Source organism: Methylomonas sp. DH-1, from assembly GCF_046097555.1.
GTDB lineage: Bacteria > Pseudomonadota > Gammaproteobacteria > Methylococcales > Methylomonadaceae > Methylomonas > Methylomonas koyamae.
Genome location: NZ_CP143089.1, coordinates 2,072,386 through 2,092,904 on the forward strand (window position 1 = coordinate 2,072,386; position 20,519 = coordinate 2,092,904).

The 20,519-nt window shown below is 55.9% G+C and carries 15 protein-coding genes and 2 pseudogenes; 16 read left to right on the forward strand and 1 reads right to left on the reverse strand.

Going from position 1 to position 20,519, the window contains the following annotated elements; genetic code table 11:
- The 14 genes and pseudogenes from VXJ35_RS09825 (at nucleotide 1) to VXJ35_RS09890 (ending at nucleotide 14,084) form a co-directional block, all read left to right on the forward strand.
- Nucleotides 1-3,195, forward strand: a complete 3,195-nt coding sequence (locus VXJ35_RS09825; protein ID WP_064021397.1) for a type I restriction endonuclease subunit R — start codon at nucleotides 1-3, stop codon at nucleotides 3,193-3,195.
- 28 nt (nucleotides 3,196-3,223) lie between these two features.
- Nucleotides 3,224-3,961 carry a M48 family metallopeptidase gene (locus VXJ35_RS09830; RefSeq protein ID WP_064023453.1) on the forward strand — a complete coding sequence of 246 codons (738 nt, stop codon included), beginning with the start codon at nucleotides 3,224-3,226 and terminating at the stop codon, nucleotides 3,959-3,961.
- Nucleotides 3,962-3,993: 32 nt separating this feature from the next.
- Nucleotides 3,994-4,128 (forward strand): annotated as a pseudogene (locus VXJ35_RS09835) (IS3 family transposase); the annotation flags it as partial.
- Between the two features lie 27 nt (nucleotides 4,129-4,155).
- Nucleotides 4,156-4,305, forward strand: a pseudogene (locus tag VXJ35_RS09840) (integrase core domain-containing protein); the annotation flags it as partial.
- Nucleotides 4,306-4,338: 33 nt separating this feature from the next.
- Nucleotides 4,339-5,145 (forward strand): IS5 family transposase, encoded by an 807-nt coding sequence (locus VXJ35_RS09845; protein WP_269454929.1) that lies wholly within the window; start codon nucleotides 4,339-4,341, stop codon nucleotides 5,143-5,145.
- A gap of 836 nt (nucleotides 5,146-5,981) precedes the next feature.
- Nucleotides 5,982-6,173 carry a hypothetical protein gene (locus VXJ35_RS09850; protein ID WP_064021399.1) on the forward strand — a complete coding sequence of 64 codons (192 nt, stop codon included), beginning with the start codon at nucleotides 5,982-5,984 and terminating at the stop codon, nucleotides 6,171-6,173.
- A gap of 31 nt (nucleotides 6,174-6,204) precedes the next feature.
- Nucleotides 6,205-6,486, forward strand: a complete 282-nt coding sequence (locus VXJ35_RS09855; RefSeq protein WP_064021400.1) for a hypothetical protein — start codon at nucleotides 6,205-6,207, stop codon at nucleotides 6,484-6,486.
- 7 nt (nucleotides 6,487-6,493) lie between these two features.
- On the forward strand, nucleotides 6,494-6,928 hold the full coding sequence (locus VXJ35_RS09860) for a hypothetical protein (RefSeq protein WP_064021401.1): 435 nt from the start codon (nucleotides 6,494-6,496) through the stop codon (nucleotides 6,926-6,928).
- 31 nt (nucleotides 6,929-6,959) lie between these two features.
- A complete protein-coding gene (locus tag VXJ35_RS09865; RefSeq protein ID WP_064021402.1) occupies nucleotides 6,960-8,207 on the forward strand; it encodes an HlyD family secretion protein in 1,248 nt (415 codons plus the stop codon).
- Between the two features lie 2 nt (nucleotides 8,208-8,209).
- A complete protein-coding gene (locus VXJ35_RS09870; RefSeq protein ID WP_064021403.1) occupies nucleotides 8,210-10,330 on the forward strand; it encodes a peptidase domain-containing ABC transporter in 2,121 nt (706 codons plus the stop codon).
- Nucleotides 10,331-10,430: 100 nt separating this feature from the next.
- Nucleotides 10,431-10,799 carry a hypothetical protein gene (locus tag VXJ35_RS09875; RefSeq protein WP_064021404.1) on the forward strand — a complete coding sequence of 123 codons (369 nt, stop codon included), beginning with the start codon at nucleotides 10,431-10,433 and terminating at the stop codon, nucleotides 10,797-10,799.
- Between the two features lie 230 nt (nucleotides 10,800-11,029).
- Nucleotides 11,030-12,406 carry a cell envelope integrity protein CreD gene (gene creD / locus VXJ35_RS09880; RefSeq protein WP_064021405.1) on the forward strand — a complete coding sequence of 459 codons (1,377 nt, stop codon included), beginning with the start codon at nucleotides 11,030-11,032 and terminating at the stop codon, nucleotides 12,404-12,406.
- On the forward strand, nucleotides 12,400-12,948 hold the full coding sequence (locus VXJ35_RS09885; RefSeq protein ID WP_064021406.1) for a metal-dependent hydrolase: 549 nt from the start codon (nucleotides 12,400-12,402) through the stop codon (nucleotides 12,946-12,948). Before creD ends, VXJ35_RS09885 begins: the two co-directional genes overlap by 7 nt.
- Nucleotides 12,949-13,658: 710 nt before the next feature.
- Nucleotides 13,659-14,084 (forward strand): hypothetical protein, encoded by a 426-nt coding sequence (locus tag VXJ35_RS09890; RefSeq protein WP_064021407.1) that lies wholly within the window; start codon nucleotides 13,659-13,661, stop codon nucleotides 14,082-14,084.
- A gap of 23 nt (nucleotides 14,085-14,107) precedes the next feature.
- Here the strand turns inward: VXJ35_RS09890 and VXJ35_RS09895 are convergent, their stop codons facing one another.
- A complete protein-coding gene (locus VXJ35_RS09895; protein ID WP_064021408.1) occupies nucleotides 14,108-15,889 on the reverse strand; it encodes a GspE/PulE family protein in 1,782 nt (593 codons plus the stop codon).
- Between the two features lie 132 nt (nucleotides 15,890-16,021).
- Between VXJ35_RS09895 and cas1f the strand changes: the two genes are divergently transcribed.
- Nucleotides 16,022-17,008, forward strand: coding sequence for a type I-F CRISPR-associated endonuclease Cas1f (cas1f, locus tag VXJ35_RS09900; RefSeq protein ID WP_064021409.1), 987 nt, complete (start codon nucleotides 16,022-16,024; stop codon nucleotides 17,006-17,008).
- 18 nt (nucleotides 17,009-17,026) lie between these two features.
- Entirely contained in the window at nucleotides 17,027-20,365 is a 3,339-nt protein-coding gene (gene cas3f / locus VXJ35_RS09905; protein WP_064021410.1) for a type I-F CRISPR-associated helicase Cas3f, read from the forward strand.
- Nucleotides 20,366-20,519 lie beyond the last annotated feature (154 nt).

A 20,519-nucleotide genomic window follows, 5' to 3' on the forward strand; every position in this document is an offset into this window, starting at 1 on the left:
ATGGCCGCGCATGAGTATCTGGAAGATTTGTCCTCGCTGCTGCCTGCCGTCGGCTTGCTTAACCAGTTAGGCTATCGGTACCTGACACCTTCACAGAACTTGGCCTTACGCGGTGGCAGAACGTCCAAGCTGATCTTGGAAAGCGTATTACGCGAACAACTGCGAAAATTCAATTCGATTACCTTCAAAGGCCAGCAATACGCATTCAGCGACAGCAACATCCAAAAAGCCGTACAGGCATTGACCGATATTCCGTTCGATAGCCTGATGAATACCAGCGAGCAGGTGTACGACTTGCTGACCTTGGGTAAAAGCCTGGAGCAAACCATCGACGGTTACACCAAGAGCTTTTCTCTGCATTACATCGACTGGCAGCGTCCGGAAAACAACGTCTATCACGTCTGCGATGAATTCGTGTTGGAGCGTCGCCACAGCAAACAAACCCGCCGGCCGGATATTGTGCTGTTTGTGAACGGCATTCCGTTGGCGGTGATCGAATGCAAACGTCCTGATCTGAAAGATGCCGCTGAAGAAGGCATCAGCCAGCATTTACGCAATCAACGCATCGATGAAATTCCGGAGCTGTTTACCTACGCGCAGATTTTAGTAACGGTCAGCCAGAACAAGGCTTTGTACGGCACCACTGGGACACCGGCCAAGTTTTGGGCGATCTGGAAGGAAGAGGATCAACACGCTCAGGAAAAGCATCTGCATGGGTTGGTCAATCAAGCATTGAGTGAAAATCTTAAATCGCGGTTGTTTGCAGAGCGCGATGAACGCCAACGCCGCGCAATGGAAACGGTGTGGCAGGCTGGAGAACGTCTGCCTTCACCGCAAGATAAAGCCCTTCATAGCTTGTTACGACCAGAACGTTTACTGGAGCTGGTTTATCAATACATCGTCTTCGACAACAAGGAAAAGAAGATTTGCCGTTACCAACAATATTTTGCCGTCGGCGCCACCCTGGATCGGGTTACGCAGCGCAAAGGCGATAGCCAGCGACCGGGAGGCGTGATCTGGCATACCACCGGTTCCGGTAAGTCACTGACGATGGTGATGTTGGCTAAAGCCTTGGTGCTGGCACCAGACATCGCTAATCCCAAGATCGTATTAGTCACCGACCGCATCGATCTGGATGACCAAATCTATAAAACCTTCCATGCCTGCGGTAAGCCGGTGGTACAGGCCAAAACCGGCGAGCATCTGATTGAACTGATCGCCCATAACAAGGCCAGTATCATCACCACCATTATCGACAAGTTCGAGTCTGCCAGCCGCAAACGCAAGGTCAGCGACGCCAGCAGCAATATCTTTGTCCTGGTCGATGAATCGCACCGCTCTCAATACGGCATATCACATGCCAAGATGCAGAACGTGTTTCCCAATGCCTGCTATATCGGTTTTACCGGTACACCGTTACTGAAAAAGGAAAAGACCACGGCGGCCAAGTTTGGCGGCTTTATCCATAAATACACCATGAACCAGGCGGTTGCCGATGGCGCTGTCACCCCGTTGCTGTATGAAGGCCGCATGAGCGAGTTGCATGGCGACAAGGCGCAAATCGATAAATGGTTTGAGCGCATCACCAAAGACCTGACCAGCGAACAGAAAGCCGATTTAAAGAAGAAATTCCGCCGCGAAGAAGAGCTGAGCAAGTCCGACCAACGTTTAGCCGAAATTGCCTATGACATTGGTCAGCACTTTAAGGACAACTACCGAGGTACTGGCAAGAAAGGCCAGTTTGCCGTATCCAGCAAAGCTATGGCCTTACGTTATAAAAAATACTTTGATGAGTTTGGCGATGTGACCACGGAGGTAGTGATTTCGCCGCCGGATACCCGCGAAGGCAATAAAACCGTCGATGAAGATGCCTTGGAGGACGTACAAGTCTTCTGGAAAGCGATGATGGCGAAGTATGGCAATGATGAGAAATATCAAGAGAGCATCATCAATGCCTTTAAATACTCCGACGACCCGGAAATCCTGATCGTGGTGGACAAACTGCTCACCGGCTTCGACGCCCCTAGAAACAGTGTGCTGTATCTGGATAAACGCCTGAAGGAACACAATATCCTGCAAGCCATTGCCCGTGTGAATCGGTTGTTTGAAGGCAAGGACTACGGCCTGATTATCGACTATCGGGGTATTTTCGGCGAGCTGAACGAAGCCATCGACACCTATGCCGCTTTAGAAAACGAAGGGTTTGATCCGGAAGATGTGGAAGGCACGCTGACCGACATCAGCGAAGAGATCAAGCTATTACCGCAACGTCATACCAATGTCTGGGAAGTCTTCAAGGAAGTCGAAAACCAAAAGGATTTGGAAGCCATGCAACGGCATCTGGAGCCGGAAGATCGGCGGCAACGCTTTTACGAGGTGTTGTCGTTGTTCGCCAAGACCCTGCAATTGGCGTTGGCGAATGCCAAGTTCCAGGATGAAACGCCGGAAATGAAAATCGCTCGTTACAAGGACGATTTGAAATACTTCCTGAACCTGCGTCAGGCCGTGAAGCAACGCTTTGGCGAAGTGGTGGACTATTCGGCCTATGAAACCCAAATCCGCAATATGGTGAATAAATACATCGGCGCGGATGCGGTGAAACAGTTGATTTCTCCGGTCAATGTGTTTGCGATTGATGAGTTTGAGCATGAGATCGATTCTATCGAAGGCGATGCGGCTAAAGCCGATGCGATTGCTTCCAGGGTGAAGAAAACCATCACCGAAAAGATGGAGGAAGACCCGGCTTTGTATAAACGCCTATCCGAGCTGATCGACGAAGCGATTGCCGAACATCGGGCAAAACGGCTTTCCGATCTGGAATATCTGAAACGGATTCGAGAAACCTTGGATGAGTTGCGCGGAAAAACGAGTTCCGAGTTGCCCGATATTTTGACCCACCGGGATGAAGCCAAAGCCTACTACGGTGTCATCCAAGAACCTATGGCGGCTTATTCTGTTCCGGGTGTCACACCCGACGTGTTTGCAGCGGAAACGGCAGTAAAACTGGAAGAGATTATCCGCGAGCACAAAATTCGTGACTGGACGCGAAATCAGGACATTAAGAACCTGATGCTGAACGAGATCGAGGATTACCTGTATAGCCTGAAAGGCCGGTACGAGCTGGCGATGGATTTGGAGCTTATCGAGCGGATCACCCATCAAATATTGTCTATTGCCGAACGCAGGGAGCGATGATTTGAATGCCGTTGCCTTGAAAACGGACATGTCGCCGCAAACTGAAAATCGTCGTGTGCAATTTGGCGATTCGCAGATCGAATACAGGCTGCAACGCGCCGAGCGTAAAACCCTGGCTATCCATGTTTATCCCAACGGTAGCGTGGTGGTGGATGCGCCGCTGACCGCAAACGACGAGGCGATTGCCGCGAAAGTCAAAAAACGCGCGAGATGGATTTTTAAACAACAACTGCAATTTGCTGCTTATCCGCCGGAGTTGCCGCAGCGACGTTATGTTTCAGGGGAAAGCGTGCGCTATTTGGGGCGGCAGTATCGATTGCGGGTTAATCAAGCCAGCAACGATCAGGTGAAATTGCAGCGCGGCCATTTGAACGTCGATGTCTCGGACGCCGCGAATCGTGAAAAAGTGAAATCACTCGTGCAAGCGTGGCTAAGATCACGCGCGGATGCGGTATTTAACGAACGCTACGAGCATTGTTTGGCGCTGGTTGAAAAGCTTCGAATTTATCCGCTACAGCCGGGCTTTCAACTGCGTTTGATGTCCACACGCTGGGGCAGCTGCACCCAATCCGGCAAGATCATTTTGAATCCGGAATTGATCGCCGCCCCAAAGGAATGCATCGATTACGTCATTACCCATGAGCTGTGCCATCTGAAAGAGCGAAACCATAACCAGGCGTTTTATAAGTTGCTGGCTTCCGTCATGAAGGATTGGGAGGCGAGAAAAACGAAATTGAACCAGTTGGTGGAAGTCAGGTTTGTTTGAGTTAAATTGCTGTCTCGTGTTAACCGAAATTAACACGAAAAGCTATGCGGCAAACGGTATTTGAATACATCGAAACCGATTACAATCCCGTCAGACTGCACTCAACCAATGGCTTTTTAAGCCCCGTTGAATTTGAAACCCAGTTTTATCAATCACTCGCTTCTTGATCTGTCCGTTTTTGATGCTGGGGATCACGTTACGAATGGCTCGCCCAGCACCTGTTTGATTCGATTGCTGAGGTACAGCACTTTGCCGACCAATGGTTATGGATTTACAATCATCAGCGACCCAATATGGCCCTTGGCGGAATAACACCTATGCAAAAATTGGCCAACGCCGCTTAACCTCTACTTTTAATCACGGTTAAATTTGGGGGGATTACCAGCGACGAGCAACTGGAGTTTCAAATCGAAGACCGGCGCAGTTTTCAGCGTTTTATCGGTTTGTCGGATGCCAAGCACGCGCCGGATCGCAACAGTTTCTGGCTATTTCGTGAGTCACTCAAAGAACTGAAACTCACCGAGACGTTATTCAACGAATTCAACCGGCAATTGGACCGTGCCGGCTTGATCGCCCGCAAGGGTCAACTGATTGACGCCAGCTTCGTCAAGGCGCCGGTGCAGCGTAATACGCCGGACGAGAACGCCCGGATTAAAGCTGGCGAAACCGTCGAGGACTGGTCAGCCTCCAAACGCAGTCAGAAGGATACCGATGCGCGCTGGACCAAGAAAGGCGACAAGAGCTATTACGGGTACAAGAACCACGTCAACGTCGACAACGCCCACAAGTTAGTGCGCAAATACACGGTCACCGATGCCAGCGTCCACGACTCCCAAGCCCTGAACGGCTTGCTCGATAGCGGCAACACCAGCCACGCGGTGCGGGCCGACAGTGCGTACCGATCCGAAGCTACGGAAGCCAGCCTTAAAGCGCAAGGTTACCACAGCCGGATTCACCGCAAAGGGGTGCGCGGCAAGCCGCTGACCGACCGGGAAAAACAAGGCAACAGCACCCGTTCCAAAACCCGCTGTCGGGTCGAGCACGTGTTTGCCTGGATGGCGCAATGGGGCGGCACGACGGTTCGTTGCATTGGCCTAGCCCGCGCCGAAGTACGTATCGGCTTCATGAATCTGGTGTACAACATGCGACGTTTTTGCGTCATTCGCAGGGTAGCTACGTCTTGATGCCGCCCATCGGAGCTGAAAAGGCTTCGAGTTGAAGGTAGTCCGCTTGGAAATGTCAGCTTTCGAGCGCGTTTTACGCCCCGAATCTGATTAATCGTGGATTTTTAGAGGCTCCCTAACAGGTTGGTGAAAAACCATATTCTGGCCACTAATTTAGCTATAAGAAGCCTTTATTTAGTGCTGAATCAATCTTGTAGTACTAAATATAGGTCTGATTGGTTGCAAAAAAGAGTTTTTCACCAACCTGCTAATGGGTAATGCATGACGAATGAGTAACGCGATAAGTAAATTGCATGGCTGAAGTTGCTTGGGATGAGCAGTGTTAGATAGAGCCATCGAAATGCCAATTTTTCTGGTTGGTTGCTCCGGACTTCACTGCTGACGATGGCTGGAACACTCCGGCTTTCCGTTAGTAACCGATTCCAAACGAATCTCATCCCTAGCCTCTAGCAAGCCAGTGTAGTGAGCCCACGGCGAAATCGCCCTTACGTCCCCTTATTGTCGGCAAGCGCGCTTCCGCTACTAGGCCTCGGCCTGGATCTCGCTTGTCCTGCCTTAACCAGATCTATTTGTGCGTCGAACTGACAATAACGCCCATCAGACGGCAGCCTTACCGATCTTCCCTAACATCCCAAGTCTCCAGGTTAATAACGCCACAGCTTGGCAGTGCAATTTGTCACTGTCTGCGGCCGGGTGGCGTCTCTAAAGTATCTACACCCGCCGCCGGCTAGCGGCCGCAGGCGGGGAGGTTGCGAGACGGCCCGATGGCTGTATCCGCGCCGCATGTTTCCGACGCCGGACCCGGTCCGGATTTTTCTTTCCGATGGAGCAAGCACATGTCCAAACCACAAACATTTACCCCGGACCTGAAGGTCTTGTCGGCTCAGGAGTTGAACCTGGTCGCCGGCGGCCTGATCGGTCCCGAAGGCGATTTGAGCCAATTTCCGCGCAAATTCTGGCCGGTAATCAATCCCGGCGCGAATGTGATCAACGTTAAAACCCTGGCCCAGAACGTTCTGGTGCGCTAGGGATTTTGCAACCGCAGTCTGGAGAACAGTCATGTCAAACAAAACAACCCGGATTTCCGCCGACGATTTGTCCGCTTTCGCCGAACAAGGCAAGCAACGCGCATTGCAGGCCCGCGCCGAAGCCGGCAGCGAATTGAGCGCTGCCGAGCTGGAGCTAGTCAGCGGCGGCGCCTCGGCCAGCCTGGTGCTGAGCAAAGGCATCATCGCCGGCGGCCCATGGTTCGACCAATTCAAAGCCGTCAACGGCTTGGCCACCAACCCGGCCGCCGGCGGACTGGCGGCCGGCATTCAAGGAGCAACCCTGCAGGGTTGAGCGCGCCATGGCCTCGGATAACGCAGTGTTATGCCCCAGCGCCCAGCCGGAATGGGAAGGAGCCCAGGTGATCGGCGTAATGGCCGGCACCCCGGAGCGGCCGGAAATGGCGTATTTGAATACGCCGCAACCGGTCACCGAACACGTGCTGGCGATGGCCGGTCCGGTGACGCCGGCCGAAGTGTTTCGTTTCTCGGCGCCTTGCGCCTGCAGCGGCTGCGGCCATTTTGCCGCCGAGGAATCGAAATGCCGCTTGGCCGAAAAAGTCGTGCGGTTCACGCCGTCGGTTACCGAGCAATTGCCGGTGTGCGCGATCCGCGCCGATTGCCGTTGGTGGAACCAAGAGGGGAAGGCGGCCTGTTTCAGATGTCCGCAAGTGGTGACCAATAACCTCAAACCCAGCGACGAGATGCGGCTGGCGGCCGATTACGGCGTTATCTGAGCGCTTTGGTCTTGGTAAGGGGAACGGCAGCATGAAACAACCATTATTTCGACAACAAGCCTTGGATTTTAAAAAAGACAAGCCTTTGGGGGAGGTGATACGCGTGGAAGCTTTGCCGTTTTCCGTTCTGACCGCGTTGGCGGTCGGCAGCGCCGCGCTGCTGATCGCTTTCGCCTTTTGGGGCGAATATACCCGCAAATCCCATGTCAGCGGCTATTTGGCGCCGAGCATGGGTTTGATCAAGGTTTACCCGCCGCAAGCCGGCACTTTGATCGAAAAACACGTCAAGGAAGGCCAGGCCGTCAAGGCCGGCGATACGCTGTTCGTGCTGTCCACCGACAGCAGTTCCCGCGACACGCCGCAGGCCCAGGCCGCCGCGATAGCACAACTGAAACAGCGCCGGGAAAGCCTGGAAGCCGAATTGGGCCAGCAGGAACACATCGACCGAATCCAATACCGTGCCTTGCTGGACCGCTTGCACGGCATGCAACGCGAACTGCAGCAAGTCAACGGCGAGATCGCGACCCAGCAGCAACGCCTGGCCGGCGCTGAAGCCACGTTGCAACGCTACCAACAATTACTGCCGACCAAATTCGTCTCGGCGGTACAGGCCCAGCAAAAACAGGACGAATGGCTGGACCACCAAGCCAAACTGCAAGCCTTGCAACGGCTGCAAATGACGTTGGAACGCGACATCCGCGCTACGCAACTGGAAGTGGACAGCAGCCAGATGAAGTTTAAAAACCAGCGCGCGGCAATCGAACGCAGTATCTCGACCTTGAACCAGAACATCACCGAATCCGAGTCGCGCCGCAACATCGTCATTACCGCACCGCACGACGGCACCGCGACGGCTATTCTGGCCGAACAGGGCCAGAATGCCGGCACCGGTAATCCGTTGCTATCGATCCTGCCGGCCGGGGCCGAGCTGCGCGCCCAGTTGCTGGTGCCGTCCAGCGCGGTCGGTTTCGTCGAGACCGGCCAAACCGTGGCGATCCGTTACCAGGCCTTTCCGTACCAGCGTTTCGGCAGCCAGCGCGGCCGCATCGTCGAGATCGCCAAGACCCTGATAACGCCGAAGGACGCCGATTTGCCGGTGACCTTGCAGGAAGCGGTATACCGCGTCACGGTGGTGCTGGATAAACAGTCGGTACAGGCCTACCGCCAGGAGATCCCGTTGCAGTCCGGCATGCTGCTGGATGCCGATATTTGGCTGGACCACCGTCGTTTGATCGACTGGATCTTCGAACCGCTCTACAGCGTTGCCGGACGGGTGTAACGATGAGCATACAAGCCATGCTGGATTTTTCCGGCCGCAAGAAAACCCCGCTGATTCTGCAAACCGAAGCCGCCGAATGCGGGCTGGCCTGTCTGGCGATGGTGGCATCCCACCATGGTCACCGGCTCGACGTCGCCAGCTTGCGCCGCAAGTTTTCGGTGTCGCTGAAAGGCTCGACTTTGAACCATCTGATCCGTATCGCCGACCAGTTGCATCTGGCCTCGCGTCCAGTCAAATTGGATTTGCCCGAGCTGGGCAAGCTGAGCCTGCCGGCGATTCTGCATTGGGATTTCAACCACTTCGTGGTGTTGGCTCAGGTCAAGCGCGGTGTGGCGACGATACACGATCCGGCCAAAGGCCTGTTGAATCTGCCGTTTAGCGAAGTCTCCAAACATTTCACCGGCATCGCTTTGGAACTGGCGCCGACCCAAAGCTTTACGCCGAAAACCGAACGTCAACAAATCAAGCTCTCCCGCCTGATTGGCCAGTTGGATGGGGCCGCCGGCGCGATTTGGCAAATCGTTTTATTGGCTGCGGCCATTGAAGCGTTTGCCATCGTCGCGCCGTTTTTTATGCAACTGGTGGTCGATAACGCGGTCGTGTCCCGCGACGATAATCTGCTGACGGTGCTGGGTTTGGGCTTTTTGTTGCTGTTTCTGATCCAGACCGCGATTACCGCGTTGCGCTCCTGGGTGGTCCTGGTGTTGAGCACGTCGGCCAATCTGCAATTGCTGAGCAATCTGTTCGGCCATTTATTGCAACTGCCGATGAGCTTTTTCGAAAAACGCCATCTGGGCGACATCGTCTCCCGCTTCGAATCGTTGAACGTGATCCAACGCACGCTGACCACCAGTTTTCTGGAAGCCATCGTCGATGGCGCGATGGCTATCGTCACGTTGGCGATGATGTTGGTCTACAGCTGGAAACTGGCCGCCATCGTCTGTCTGGCGGCTGCGCTATACGGTTTATTAAGGCTCGGTCTGTTCACGCCGTTAAGGCTGGCGACCGAGGAACAAATCTTGCGCGGCGCCAAACAGCAGACCAATCTGCTGGAGACGGTGCGCGGCATGCAGAGCGTGAAGCTATTCAACCGCGAGTTACAGCGCCGGGCCGGTTACCAAAATCTGATGGTGGACCATTTCAACGCCGGTATCCGCGTGCAAAAACTGGGCATCGTCTACAAGGCGCTGAACAGCCTGTTGTTCGGCCTGGAAAACATCGCCGTGGTCTGGCTCGGCGCGCTGTTCATTCTGGACGGCGGCTTTTCGGTGGGAATGCTGTTTGCCTTCATGTCGTTCAAGGACCAATTTACGCATCGGGTCGGCAGCTTCATCGAGAGAAGCATCGAATTCAAAATGCTGGGCCTGCATACCGAGCGGGTGGCCGATATCGCCCTGGCCGACACCGAGCGCAACGGCTTGGGCTGCGGCCAGCGCGATTTGCCGGCCTGCGTGCAAATCCGCGATTTGGAGTTCAGTTACGCCCCGTCCGAACCGCCGGTAATCAGCAATCTGAGTCTGGACATCCAGGCCGGAGAGTCGGTGGCCATCGTCGGCCCGTCCGGCTACGGCAAGACCACGCTGGCCAAATTGATTCTTGGCCTGTTGCAACCGAGTTCCGGCGAAATCCTGGTCGGCGGCGTGCGCTTGCCGCAAATCGACAACCGCGATTACCGCGACATGGTCGCGGCGGTGATGCAGGAAGACCAGCTTTTCGCCGGGTCGATTGCCGACAACATCTGTTTCTTCGACCCGGAACCGGACCAGGCCTGGATCGAAACCTGCGCCCAACTGGCGGCGGTACACCAGGATATCGTGGCGATGCCGATGGCCTACAACACGCTGATCGGCGATATGGGCACCGTGTTGTCCGGCGGCCAGAAACAGCGGGTATTGCTGGCGCGGGCCTTGTACAAGCGGCCGAAGATTCTGGTGCTGGACGAAGCCACCAGCCATTTGGACGTGGCGCGGGAGCGCTTGGTCAACGGCGCGATTCAGCAATTGAAACTGACCCGCATCATCATCGCCCACCGTCCGGAAACCATTGCCTCGGTGGACCGGGTGATCGATTTGCAGGCCCTGGCTCAGCGCGGCCGGCGCGAGGCTGTATCTCAGCCGGCCTGAACGGTTGCGGAGCGGAAGCCTTGCCCGAAGGGGGTAAGTTCCTGATCAGAACCGGTTCGGGTGTCGCTTCCGCCCCGGACCGAAACCGAGGAAACACGAAATGAAAACCCTAATAGCTTATCTATTGGTTGCATTCGGCGTATTCGCCAGTGCCGCAGCGGTTTCGGCGCCGGCCGACATCGCCAAACTATTCGGCCGGCTGCCGACGATTACCAAATACGAGCGCAGTTGCGTGGTGAGCGCGGCGACGCCCGCCGAATTGCGCGCTTGTATCAACAATCTGCCGAATACCGAGTATTACAGCCGGGAACGCAGCCGCAGTCTGGCCCGGCTGGAGAGCTTGAATACCATCGTCGCCGATTTGAATGCGGTACCGGAGCTGACCCCAATCGAGAAATTCTGTTTGTTCACCGCCACGCCGGCCTGTATGGAGGCCTGTATTCAAGGCTGGGTTTGTTCCGCCGATTAGCGGCGCGACTTCGAGTTAAGGAACGGCGTTGGGCTGCGCCATCGAGCGGACGCAGCCCAGCGCCGATGCCGGGCCGGCGGTAAGGATGCGGCCGGCCCGGCCAAGGACGATTCCTCCCGGCTAAATCCGCAACGCCGGCCAAACTTCACCTTCGCTTCACCATTCCGACATCATGGTTTCACCTCCGGCGCGCATGCTACGCAGCGTATTCAAACCTGTGGAGAACTACGATGCGAAACAAACTCTGGCAAAAATTGGCGGCGATGGCGCTATTGACGCTGTTGCTATTGATCCCGATAGGCATGGTCAAGGATCTGGCCAACGAACGCGAGAACCGGCAGTTGCAGGCGGTGAACGATATCGCCGCCAGCTCGGCCGGGCCGCAAAAATTGTTCGGCCCGGTGTTGGTGGTGCCGTACCGCGAAATTTGGAGCGAAGTCTCCGAAACCATCCGCGACCGCACGGCGGTGCGCGAGGTGTTGCAACGTAGCGAGTCGCGTTATTTGTATTTCCTGCCCGAGCAACTAAAGCTGTCCGGCGAGCTGGCCACCGAGACCAAGCGCCGCGGCTTGTTCGAGGTCCGCTCTTACGTGGTGAATCTGTCCGGCAAAGGCGAGATCAAATTGCCCGGCGGCTACGGCAATCCGGCGCCGTTGCACGGCGGTCGCATTGAATTCGGCACGCCTTATCTCGGCATCGCTTTGTCGGATATGCGCGGCGTGTTGCAGGCGCCGGGCGTGGAATGGGCCGGCAAAACCTATGGCTTCGAACAAGGTTCGAATTTGCCGCTGGAGGATGCCAGCGGTATGCATGCCAATCTGGAGCCGATGCCGGTCGAATTCGGGCCGATCTCGATTCCGTTCGGGTTCGATTTGAAACTGCGCGGCATCGAAGCGCTGGAATTCGTCCCGGCCGGCAAGCATACCCAAGTCGAACTGGCCTCGGCCTGGCAACATCCCAGCTTTTTCGGCCGGTTTCTGCCGGACCCGAGCAGCCAGCAGACCGGCACCGACGGATTTCGCGCTGCCTGGAGCGTGGACGCCTTGGCTTCCAACGTCGGCCGCAATCTGAGCGGAGTACGCCATATCGCCAGCTACGACAGTTTTGGTGTGCGCCTGATCGAACCGATCAACGTCTATTCGTTGTCGGATCGTGCCGCCAAATACGGTTTTTTGTTCGTCTGTCTGACCTTCGCCGCGATTTTTCTGTTCGAACTGCTGAAAAAACTGGCAATCCATCCGGCCCAATATGCCTTGGTCGGTCTGGCATTGGCGATGTTCTTTTTGCTGCTGCTCAGCCTGTCGGAACATCTTCGGTTCGGCGTGGCTTATTGCCTGGCGAGCGGGGCTTGCGTGGCGTTGATTGCCGTTTACCTGAGCGCGGTCTTGCGCAGTGCGACGCGGGGCGCCGCGGCCGGCGTGTCGCTGGCGGCCCTGTTCGCCAGCCTGTACGGTTTGCTGGAATCGGAAGATAACGCGCTGATGCTGGGTTCGTTGCTGTTATTTGCGGTGCTGAGCATAGCGATGCTGGCGACGCGCAAACTGGATTGGTATGCGTTAGCCGACACCGGCGCTGGCTCCGTAGCAAGCGGGAGGGAATCATGCTGATCGCCCATTTGCCGGCCGGCTATATCGTCTCGGTGCTGACCTATCCGCTGCTCAGGATGCCGCAAGTCGATGGCAAAACCTATTTGCGTTGCGGCATGTTCGGTGCGGTGGCGCCGGATCTGGACATGATTTACTTCTATTTGGTGGACGGCGGCAGGCATCCGCACCACAGTTACTTCAGCCATTTTCCGCTGACTTGGCTGCTGCTGGCACTGGCGGCCGGCGTTTACTACCGATGCAGCGCGGACCGGCGTCTGCCGGTGCTGGCTTTGATATTCGCCGGCAACGGCTTGCTGCACATGGTGTTGGATTATCTGGCCAGCAATATTTATTGGCTGGCGCCGTTCGTGCTGAAGCCGTTTTCATTGACGCTAGTGGAACGGGTGTACGAGCCCTGGTGGCTGAACTTTCTGTTTCACCGCTCGTTTGCGTTGGAGATCGCGATAGTGGCAACGGCCTTGCTGATTCGGCGGCGGCGCTCGCAGCCATCCGAACCGCCGGCCTTAGCGGCGCCAGCCGCTGCGGGCGGGGAAGGTTCCTGATCTACCGGCCCCCTGTATGTGTTAAGCGTTGGCGCCCGAACTATCCCACTTTGAAAAAGTCGCTGTAAGGCATTTAAGGGGCAGCAGGGGATTTAGCGGAATAAATCCCCTGCAACCCCCCTTGGCAAGGCTATGTTCGCGTTAATAGTTGAATGAGATGGAAGCCGTCATCCCGGCATACCCAAAGGGCACAAGTGGATTGCCGGGATCCAGGGTACAAGGATGTGTTGAAACTTTGCCGTCCGTGGCTTCTGGGCCCCGGCAATCCATGCCGGGGCGACGCCAACTACTAACGCGAACATAGCCCTTTGCAAATGGGGAGTATTGCTTATTAACCAGGCTCTTAAATTCCCAGGTTCTGTCATTCCTGCGCAAGCGGGTGCCGGTAAACCGCGCAGCGAATCCAGCGTGAAAACTGGGCTCCCGCCTACGCGGGAGCGACGACATTTGAGCGTCGGGTTAATAACTTAATCGAACCGCTCCATCTCTAGCCGTATGCGTGGATGCAAAAAATAATTTGGTATCGAATCGATATTTAACTACAATCATGCCGAATCCGTCGAGACACTTCACCCCCCAAGGGAATGCCGGCGGATTTTCCGCTGATGGCGGGCTTTCAGCACGCCATCACGGCCGAACAATCTGCGGCCGGCGCTCACTGCGTCCGGTACTTGAAACGATGAGTTATCGCTGATTAAGGAGGCACAGGCATGATTAAGCAACATCTGGATTTAATAGCCGTGGCCGGCCTCGGAGCCGGTGTGGCAATGTACGACGTGACGATAGACCTGGTTTTCGGTGTCGCTCATTTCTTGTTCGAGATGCTGCATCTGGCATTCGAATGGTTCGAACTCGGTATCGAACATGCCGTGGAGCATACCTTTCACACCACGCGCCACGGCAGCCAGATCGTGACCTTTTATATCTTGTTGGCACTGGGCAGTGCGGCGCTTTACGCGTTGTGGAAAGCCTTGCCGCGGATACGGCAGCGCTTGCAGCAGGCGGCCATGAATGCCTGGGTGCGGCGGAAAACCGAATGCGAGCTGTATTGGCAATCGCTGACTTTGCCCAACAAACTCGGCTTGGTGTCCACGCTGTTGGGCGCGGTCTACCTGAGTACCTTTTTCGCGATGTGACGGAATAGGCCGAGCGGGTCGGACTAGAACTCGATCCGCTCCGGCGCGACCCTGAGTATCTCGTCGATGGTGGTGATGCCGGCCGCCACTTTCTCCGCGCCGCTGAGCCGCAACGGCCGCATGCCTTCCTTGATCGCCTGTTTTTGCAGCAGCGCCGTGTCGCAGCCTTCCACAATCAGCTTTTCCAGCGCCGGGCTGTTTTCGAAAATCTCGTAAATGCCGACCCGGCCGGCAAAACCGGTATTGCGGCACTCCTTGCAGCCGACGGCTTTGTATAACTGCTTGGGCGGCGCCACCTTGAACGGCGCCACCAGCGCCCGCCACTGGTTTTCGTCGGTCGGCACCGCCGCTTTGCAATGTCTGCATAACACCCGGATCAGGCGTTGGGCCATGATGCCGAGCACGGTTTGCTGGATCAGGTAACCCGGCACGCCGATATCCAGCAAGCGGGTCACCGCGGCGGGCGCGTTGTTGGTGTGCAGCGTCGAGATCACCAAATGCCCGGTCAGCGAGGCTTGCACGGCCATTTCCGCGGTTTCCAGGTCGCGTATCTCGCCGACCATGATGATGTCCGGGTCCTGCCGCAGCAAGGTGCGGATGCCGCTGGCGAAATCCAGGCCGATGTTGGCCTGCACCTGCATCTGGTTGAAGGCCGGTTCGATTTGCTCGATCGGGTCTTCGACGGTGCAGAGATTGATTTCCGGCGTCGCCAGCCGTTTCAAGGTCGAATACAGCGTCGTGGTCTTGCCGGACCCGGTCGGACCGGTGACCAGAATGATGCCGTGGGTATGGCCGACCAGCCGGTTCCACAACGCCAATTCCTGCTTGCTGAAGCCGAGTTGTTCGTAATCGCGCAGCAACACTTCCGGGTCGAAAATCCGCATCACCAGCTTCTCGCCGAACGCAGTCGGCATCGTCGATAGCCGTAGTTCGATTTCCTTGCCGTTGCTGTTTTGGGTTTTGATCCGGCCGTCCTGCGGCAGCCGCTTTTCGGCGATGTTCATCCGGCCCAGAATTTTCAAGCGGCTCAACACCGCATTCATGATCGGCGTCGGCAATTGGTAGACGTTGTGCAGAATGCCGTCGATCCGAAAGCGGACGTTGCCTTGCAAACGGCGCGGTTCGATGTGAATGTCGCTGGCGCGCTGGTCGAAGGCGTATTGCAACAGCCAGTTCACCAGATTGACCACGTGCTGGTTGTTGGCGTCCAGATCGGCCATCTTGCTTAGCTCGACCAGTTGCTCGAAATTCTGGCCCTCGGCGGCACGGCCGTCGTTGTGGCTTTGCGCGCCCTTCAACGACTTGGAAAAATTATAAAACTCGTCCAGGTAGCGTTTGATTTCGTCGGGATTGGAGAACACGCAACGAATTTTGCCGTGGTGCATTTTCGCCAGATCGTTCTGCCAGGCTCGGATGAAAGGCTCGGCGGTGGCGACCACGATTTCGTCGTCGCTGATCTTGATCGGCAAAATGTTGTAATTGGCGGCGTAAGCCTTGCTGAACAAGGCCGTCACGGTCGGCACGTCGATTTTCAACGGATCGAAATAGTAGTAGGGCAGGGCCAGCTTCTTCGCCAGCCACTGGGTCAAATCCTCCTGCGACAGCGCCTTGCCCAGCTGGGTTTGGTCGGACAGCTCGCACTCGGCCAGCACCTTGAGCGGATGTTTGTGCAGATTGATCTTGGCCACCGCATACTGCCGGCATTTCTGCAAATCCTGCGCCGACAGAATCCTATCCTCCTGCAACCACTTGATGACCTGTTGAATCTCCAGTTTTCTGTCTTCGGTTTTGCTTTCTTCCCGCATGTGCGCGCCGTTCCTGATTGGTTTGGCGATAGTCTAGCCAAATATTTCCGGCCCGGTTCGGATTTAGCGCGGATTGACGCTAACGGAAAGGGTCAGCAATAATCCGGGCTCCCGCAAAAGGATAAACCCGGCATGGAACAACTCACCGACCTGAAAGCCATCCTCCACTCCAAGCGCGCCAACATCTACTATCTGGAAAAATGCCGGGTCATGCAAAAAGACGGCCGCGTGTTGTATCTGACCCAAGCCAAGGACGAAAACCTGTATTGGAACATTCCCATCGCCAATACCACCGTCATCCTGCTCGGTACCGGCACCTCGATTACCCAAGCCGCGATGCGCATGCTGGCCAGCGCCGGCGTATTGGTCGGCTTTTGCGGCGGCGGAGGCACACCCTTGTTTAGCGGTTGCGAAATCGAATGGCTAACCCCGCAAAGCGAATACCGGCCAACCGAATACATCCAGGGTTGGCTGAAATTCTGGTTCGACGATACGCAACGGCTGACCGTCGCCAAAGCCTTTCAACTAGCCCGCGTCGATTACATCCGCAAGGTCTGGAGCAAGGACCGCGAACTGCAAGCCGAAAACATCTTCGCCGACGACAGCGCCATCGCCGCCGCGTTGGACAATTACGCCGGCAACATCGGTAGCGTGGAAAAAACTGGCGACCTGCTGCAACGTGAAGCCCTATTGACCAAACAACTCTACCGCTACGCCGCCAAAGCCACCCAACACGGCGATTTCACCCGTGACCACGACGCCAGCGACCTTGCCAACGGCTTCCTGAACCACGGCAACTATCTGGCTTACGGCCTGGCCGCAACAACGCTTTGGGTGCTCGGCATCCCGCACGGCTTCGCGGTCATGCACGGCAAAACCCGCCGAGGCGCGTTGGTGTTTGATGTTGCCGATCTGGTCAAGGACGCCATCGTCCTGCCCTGGGCCTTCGTCTGCGCTAAGGAAAAGATGAGCGAACAGGAATTCCGCCAGCAAATCCTGCAAAAATTCACCGACCATAAAGCCCTGGATTTCATGTTCGAGCAAGTCAAGCAACAAGCAATTCAATCTCCTCATAAAGAGCAAACCACTCAGTCCCCTCTCCCTGAGGGAGAGGGCTAGGGTGAGGGGGACATAACCATGATGGTCACCTTCGTCAGCCAATGCCAAAAAAAGGCGTTGGCCCGCACCCGCCGCGTCCTGGACGCCTTCGCCAACCGCATCGGCGACAACACCTGGCAAACCGTGATCACCGAAGAAGGCCTGATCGCCGTCAAAACCCTGTTGCGCAAGACGGCCACCAAAAATACGGCGGTGGCCTGCCATTGGATCAGGTCCAGAAGTCGAAGCGAATTGGTTTGGATAGTCGGCAATCGCAAGCGCTTCAATGCCGAGGGGATTGTGCCGGTGAATAGCACCCAAAAAAATGTGCTGAACAACCATTGGGAAAACAATTGGACCTATCTGCCGGCCATTAAAGCCTTGGTGGCGGTTGCGGCTTTACTGCACGATTGGGGCAAAGCCACAGCCTTGTTCCAGAGTAAGCTTAAATCCTCGACTAACCAAGGCGATCCGCTGCGCCACGAATGGATTTCCTGCCTGTTACTTAACGGCTTGGTGCGGCTGGCCGGCGGTGAAGACGAAGCTTGGCTGCAGCTATTGGGCGATGACAACTGGGACGAAGCGGCGTTAAAGAATCTTACCGCCGAAAACCTGAAAAACCCGTTGGCCGATTTGCCGCCGATTGCGCAATTGGTCGGCTGGTTGATCATGAGCCATCACCGCTTGCCGAGTCGCTTAAAGCCAAACGATGTAGGCGATCAAAAACGCGAGACCCTGGCGAGCATGTTGAAAAGCTTGAACGCGGACTGGGGTTACCAAAATCCGAATGACGAAGATAAACGCCTGAAAGCCTGCTTCGAATTTCCGGAAGGCTTGCTTTCGCAATCCGAGCCGTGGCGCAAACAACTGAAAAAATGGTCTGGCAAATTGCTGCAGAACCAAGCGTGTATCCAAGCCTTGCTCGACAACGGCGCCTATCGCCTGTTGCTGCACCATGCCCGCTTATGCCTGATGCTGGGCGACCATTATTACTCGTCCTGCCAAGCCGACGGCGAATGGCAGTCGGCCATCGACCTTTACGCCAACACCGACAGCCAAAAACGGCTGAAGCAAAAACTGGACGAACATTTGGTCCGCGTCGGCGATCAAGCCTTGAAAATCAGCCAAACCTTGTCGCGCTTCAGCAGCGAGATGGATGCGGCCTACGACATCAAAAGTCTTAAGCAAAAAAGTCCCGCTGGCTTCGAATGGCAGGATAAAGCCGTGGATGGCATTGCCCGCTTCAAAACTCAACATCAAGCCCAGCAAGAACAAGGTTACGGCTGGTTTGTGGTGAATATGGCCAGTACCGGCTGCGGCAAAACCGTGGCCAACGCCAAAGTCATGCGCTCGCTGTCGGACGACGGCGACAGCCTGCGTTACGTTCTGGCCTTGGGTTTGAGAACCTTGACCTTGCAAACCGGCAACGAATACCGCAACCGCTTGGGCTTGACGGACCAGGATCTGGCGGTTTTGATTGGCTCGGCGGCAATCAAACAGCTTTACGACAAAGCTGCCCGGGAAAAAGACCAGCCACCGGGTTACGAAGACATCGGTTCCGAGTCCCGAGAGCAACTATTGGCGGAGGATTTGGATTTCGGCGACATGCCGCACGCCGAATTTCTCGACGTGCTGTTTCCCAAGCATCAACCCAAGCTGGCCGAGAAGCACAAGGCGTTTTTATACAAGCCGGTGTTGGCTTGCACGATAGACCACATCATCGCCGCCACCGAAACCCGGCGCGGCGGAAAATTCATCCTGCCGTGCCTGCGCCTATTGTCGTCCGATCTAGTGATCGACGAAGTAGATGACTTTGATGGCACCGATTTGATCGCCATCGGCCGGTTGATCCATTTGGCCGGCATGCTGGGCCGCAAGGTGATGATTTCCTCCGCCACGATTCCACCGGATTTGGCCGAAGGTTTTTTCCATGCCTATCAGGCCGGCTGGCAATTGCACAGCCATTTCAAAGCCGCTCATCCGCTGGTGGCCTGCGCCTGGATCGACGAGTTCGGTACGCAAGTCGAACGGTTGGACAACGTGGATTCCGATAGCCGTTGCCGGCAATACGCGCTGTTACACCGGCAGTTCGTTGCCAAACGAGTCGGCTATCTGCACAAGCAACTCGTCAAACGTAAAGCCACGATTGAACGTTGCGACGAGTTGTTGGCCTTGAAGAACCAGCCCGCTGAACAGCGCCAACAGTATTTCGCCAAAATCCGCCAGGCTGCCGAACATTTGCACTCTCATCACCACAGTGTCGATGCCAAAACCGGCAAGCGGGTTTCGTTCGGCGTAGTGCGGATGGCGAACATTCCGCCCTGCGTCGCACTGACACACTACCTGTTGCAAGCGGATTGGGGCAACGGCATCGAGCCGAAAATCATGGCTTACCACAGCCGGCAAGTGCTGCTATTACGTCATGAACAGGAAAAACATCTGGACGAAATTTTGCAGCGCAAGGAAAAACCGGGCCAAACGCCGAAGGCATTTCAGGAACCCACAATCCGCCGGCATTTGGATTCCACGGCAGCCGATGACGTATTGTTTATTCTGGTGGCGACACCGGTGGAAGAAGTCGGCCGCGACCACGATTTCGATTGGGCCGTCATCGAACCATCGTCGTTTCGTTCCATCATCCAGTTGGCAGGCCGGGTGTTACGCCATCGCCGCATTTCGACCGATGTCGAACATGCCAATATCGCCGTGATGCAATACAACCTGAAAGCCTTGCGGCAAACGGGCGGCCCGGCTTATTGCCGGCCGGGTTACGAAAACGGCAAAAGTCTGCGATTGACCAGCCACGACTTCGGCCAATTGGTGGACGAAGCCGCGTTGAACCAAGTCGTCAACGCCGTGCCGCGCATTCAACGCCCGGAAAAGCTGGAACCGAAACAGCGTCTGGCCGACCTGGAACACCAAGCCTTGCATCAAAGCCTGACCGATTACCGGCAACAAGGCCCGCAAGCCTTGCAGGCCTGGCTATACGAAAACTGGTGGCTGACCGCCGTGCCGCAGCAAATCAACCCGTTTCGCGCCGGCAATCCGGAAACTTCGCTATTTTTGGTTTGGCGAGACGGTAAAGCGCTGTTTTGCGAGAAGGACGAACGCGGCCAATTTATCGTCCTTCAGGCTTTCCACAAAATCTCTCGGATGCCGCAACCATCATTAGAAGAGCAAGCCCGATTATGGCTGGATAGAGCTTATGAAAATATCTTGCGCCAACACGCTGAAACCGAACCGTCCGGGGACGATGCCGATTCGGAACAACGATTGCAGGCCGCATCCGAGCGTTTCGGCGAAATCATGATTCGCCCGGACAGCGACAAACCTTGGTTTTATTCGGACCAGTTAGGTTTGTTTCAAGATATGAATTAGCGGGTAGGCCGGAATAAGCCGATAGGCGTTTCCGGCAGATCGGTTTTGCCGGAAACGCTAGCGCTTATTCCGGCCTACTGGAACTGCCTGTACGGCAGCAAATGGCAAAAAATAAAGACTATTTGCTAAGCGGCCTGTTCGGCGGCAAAGGCAT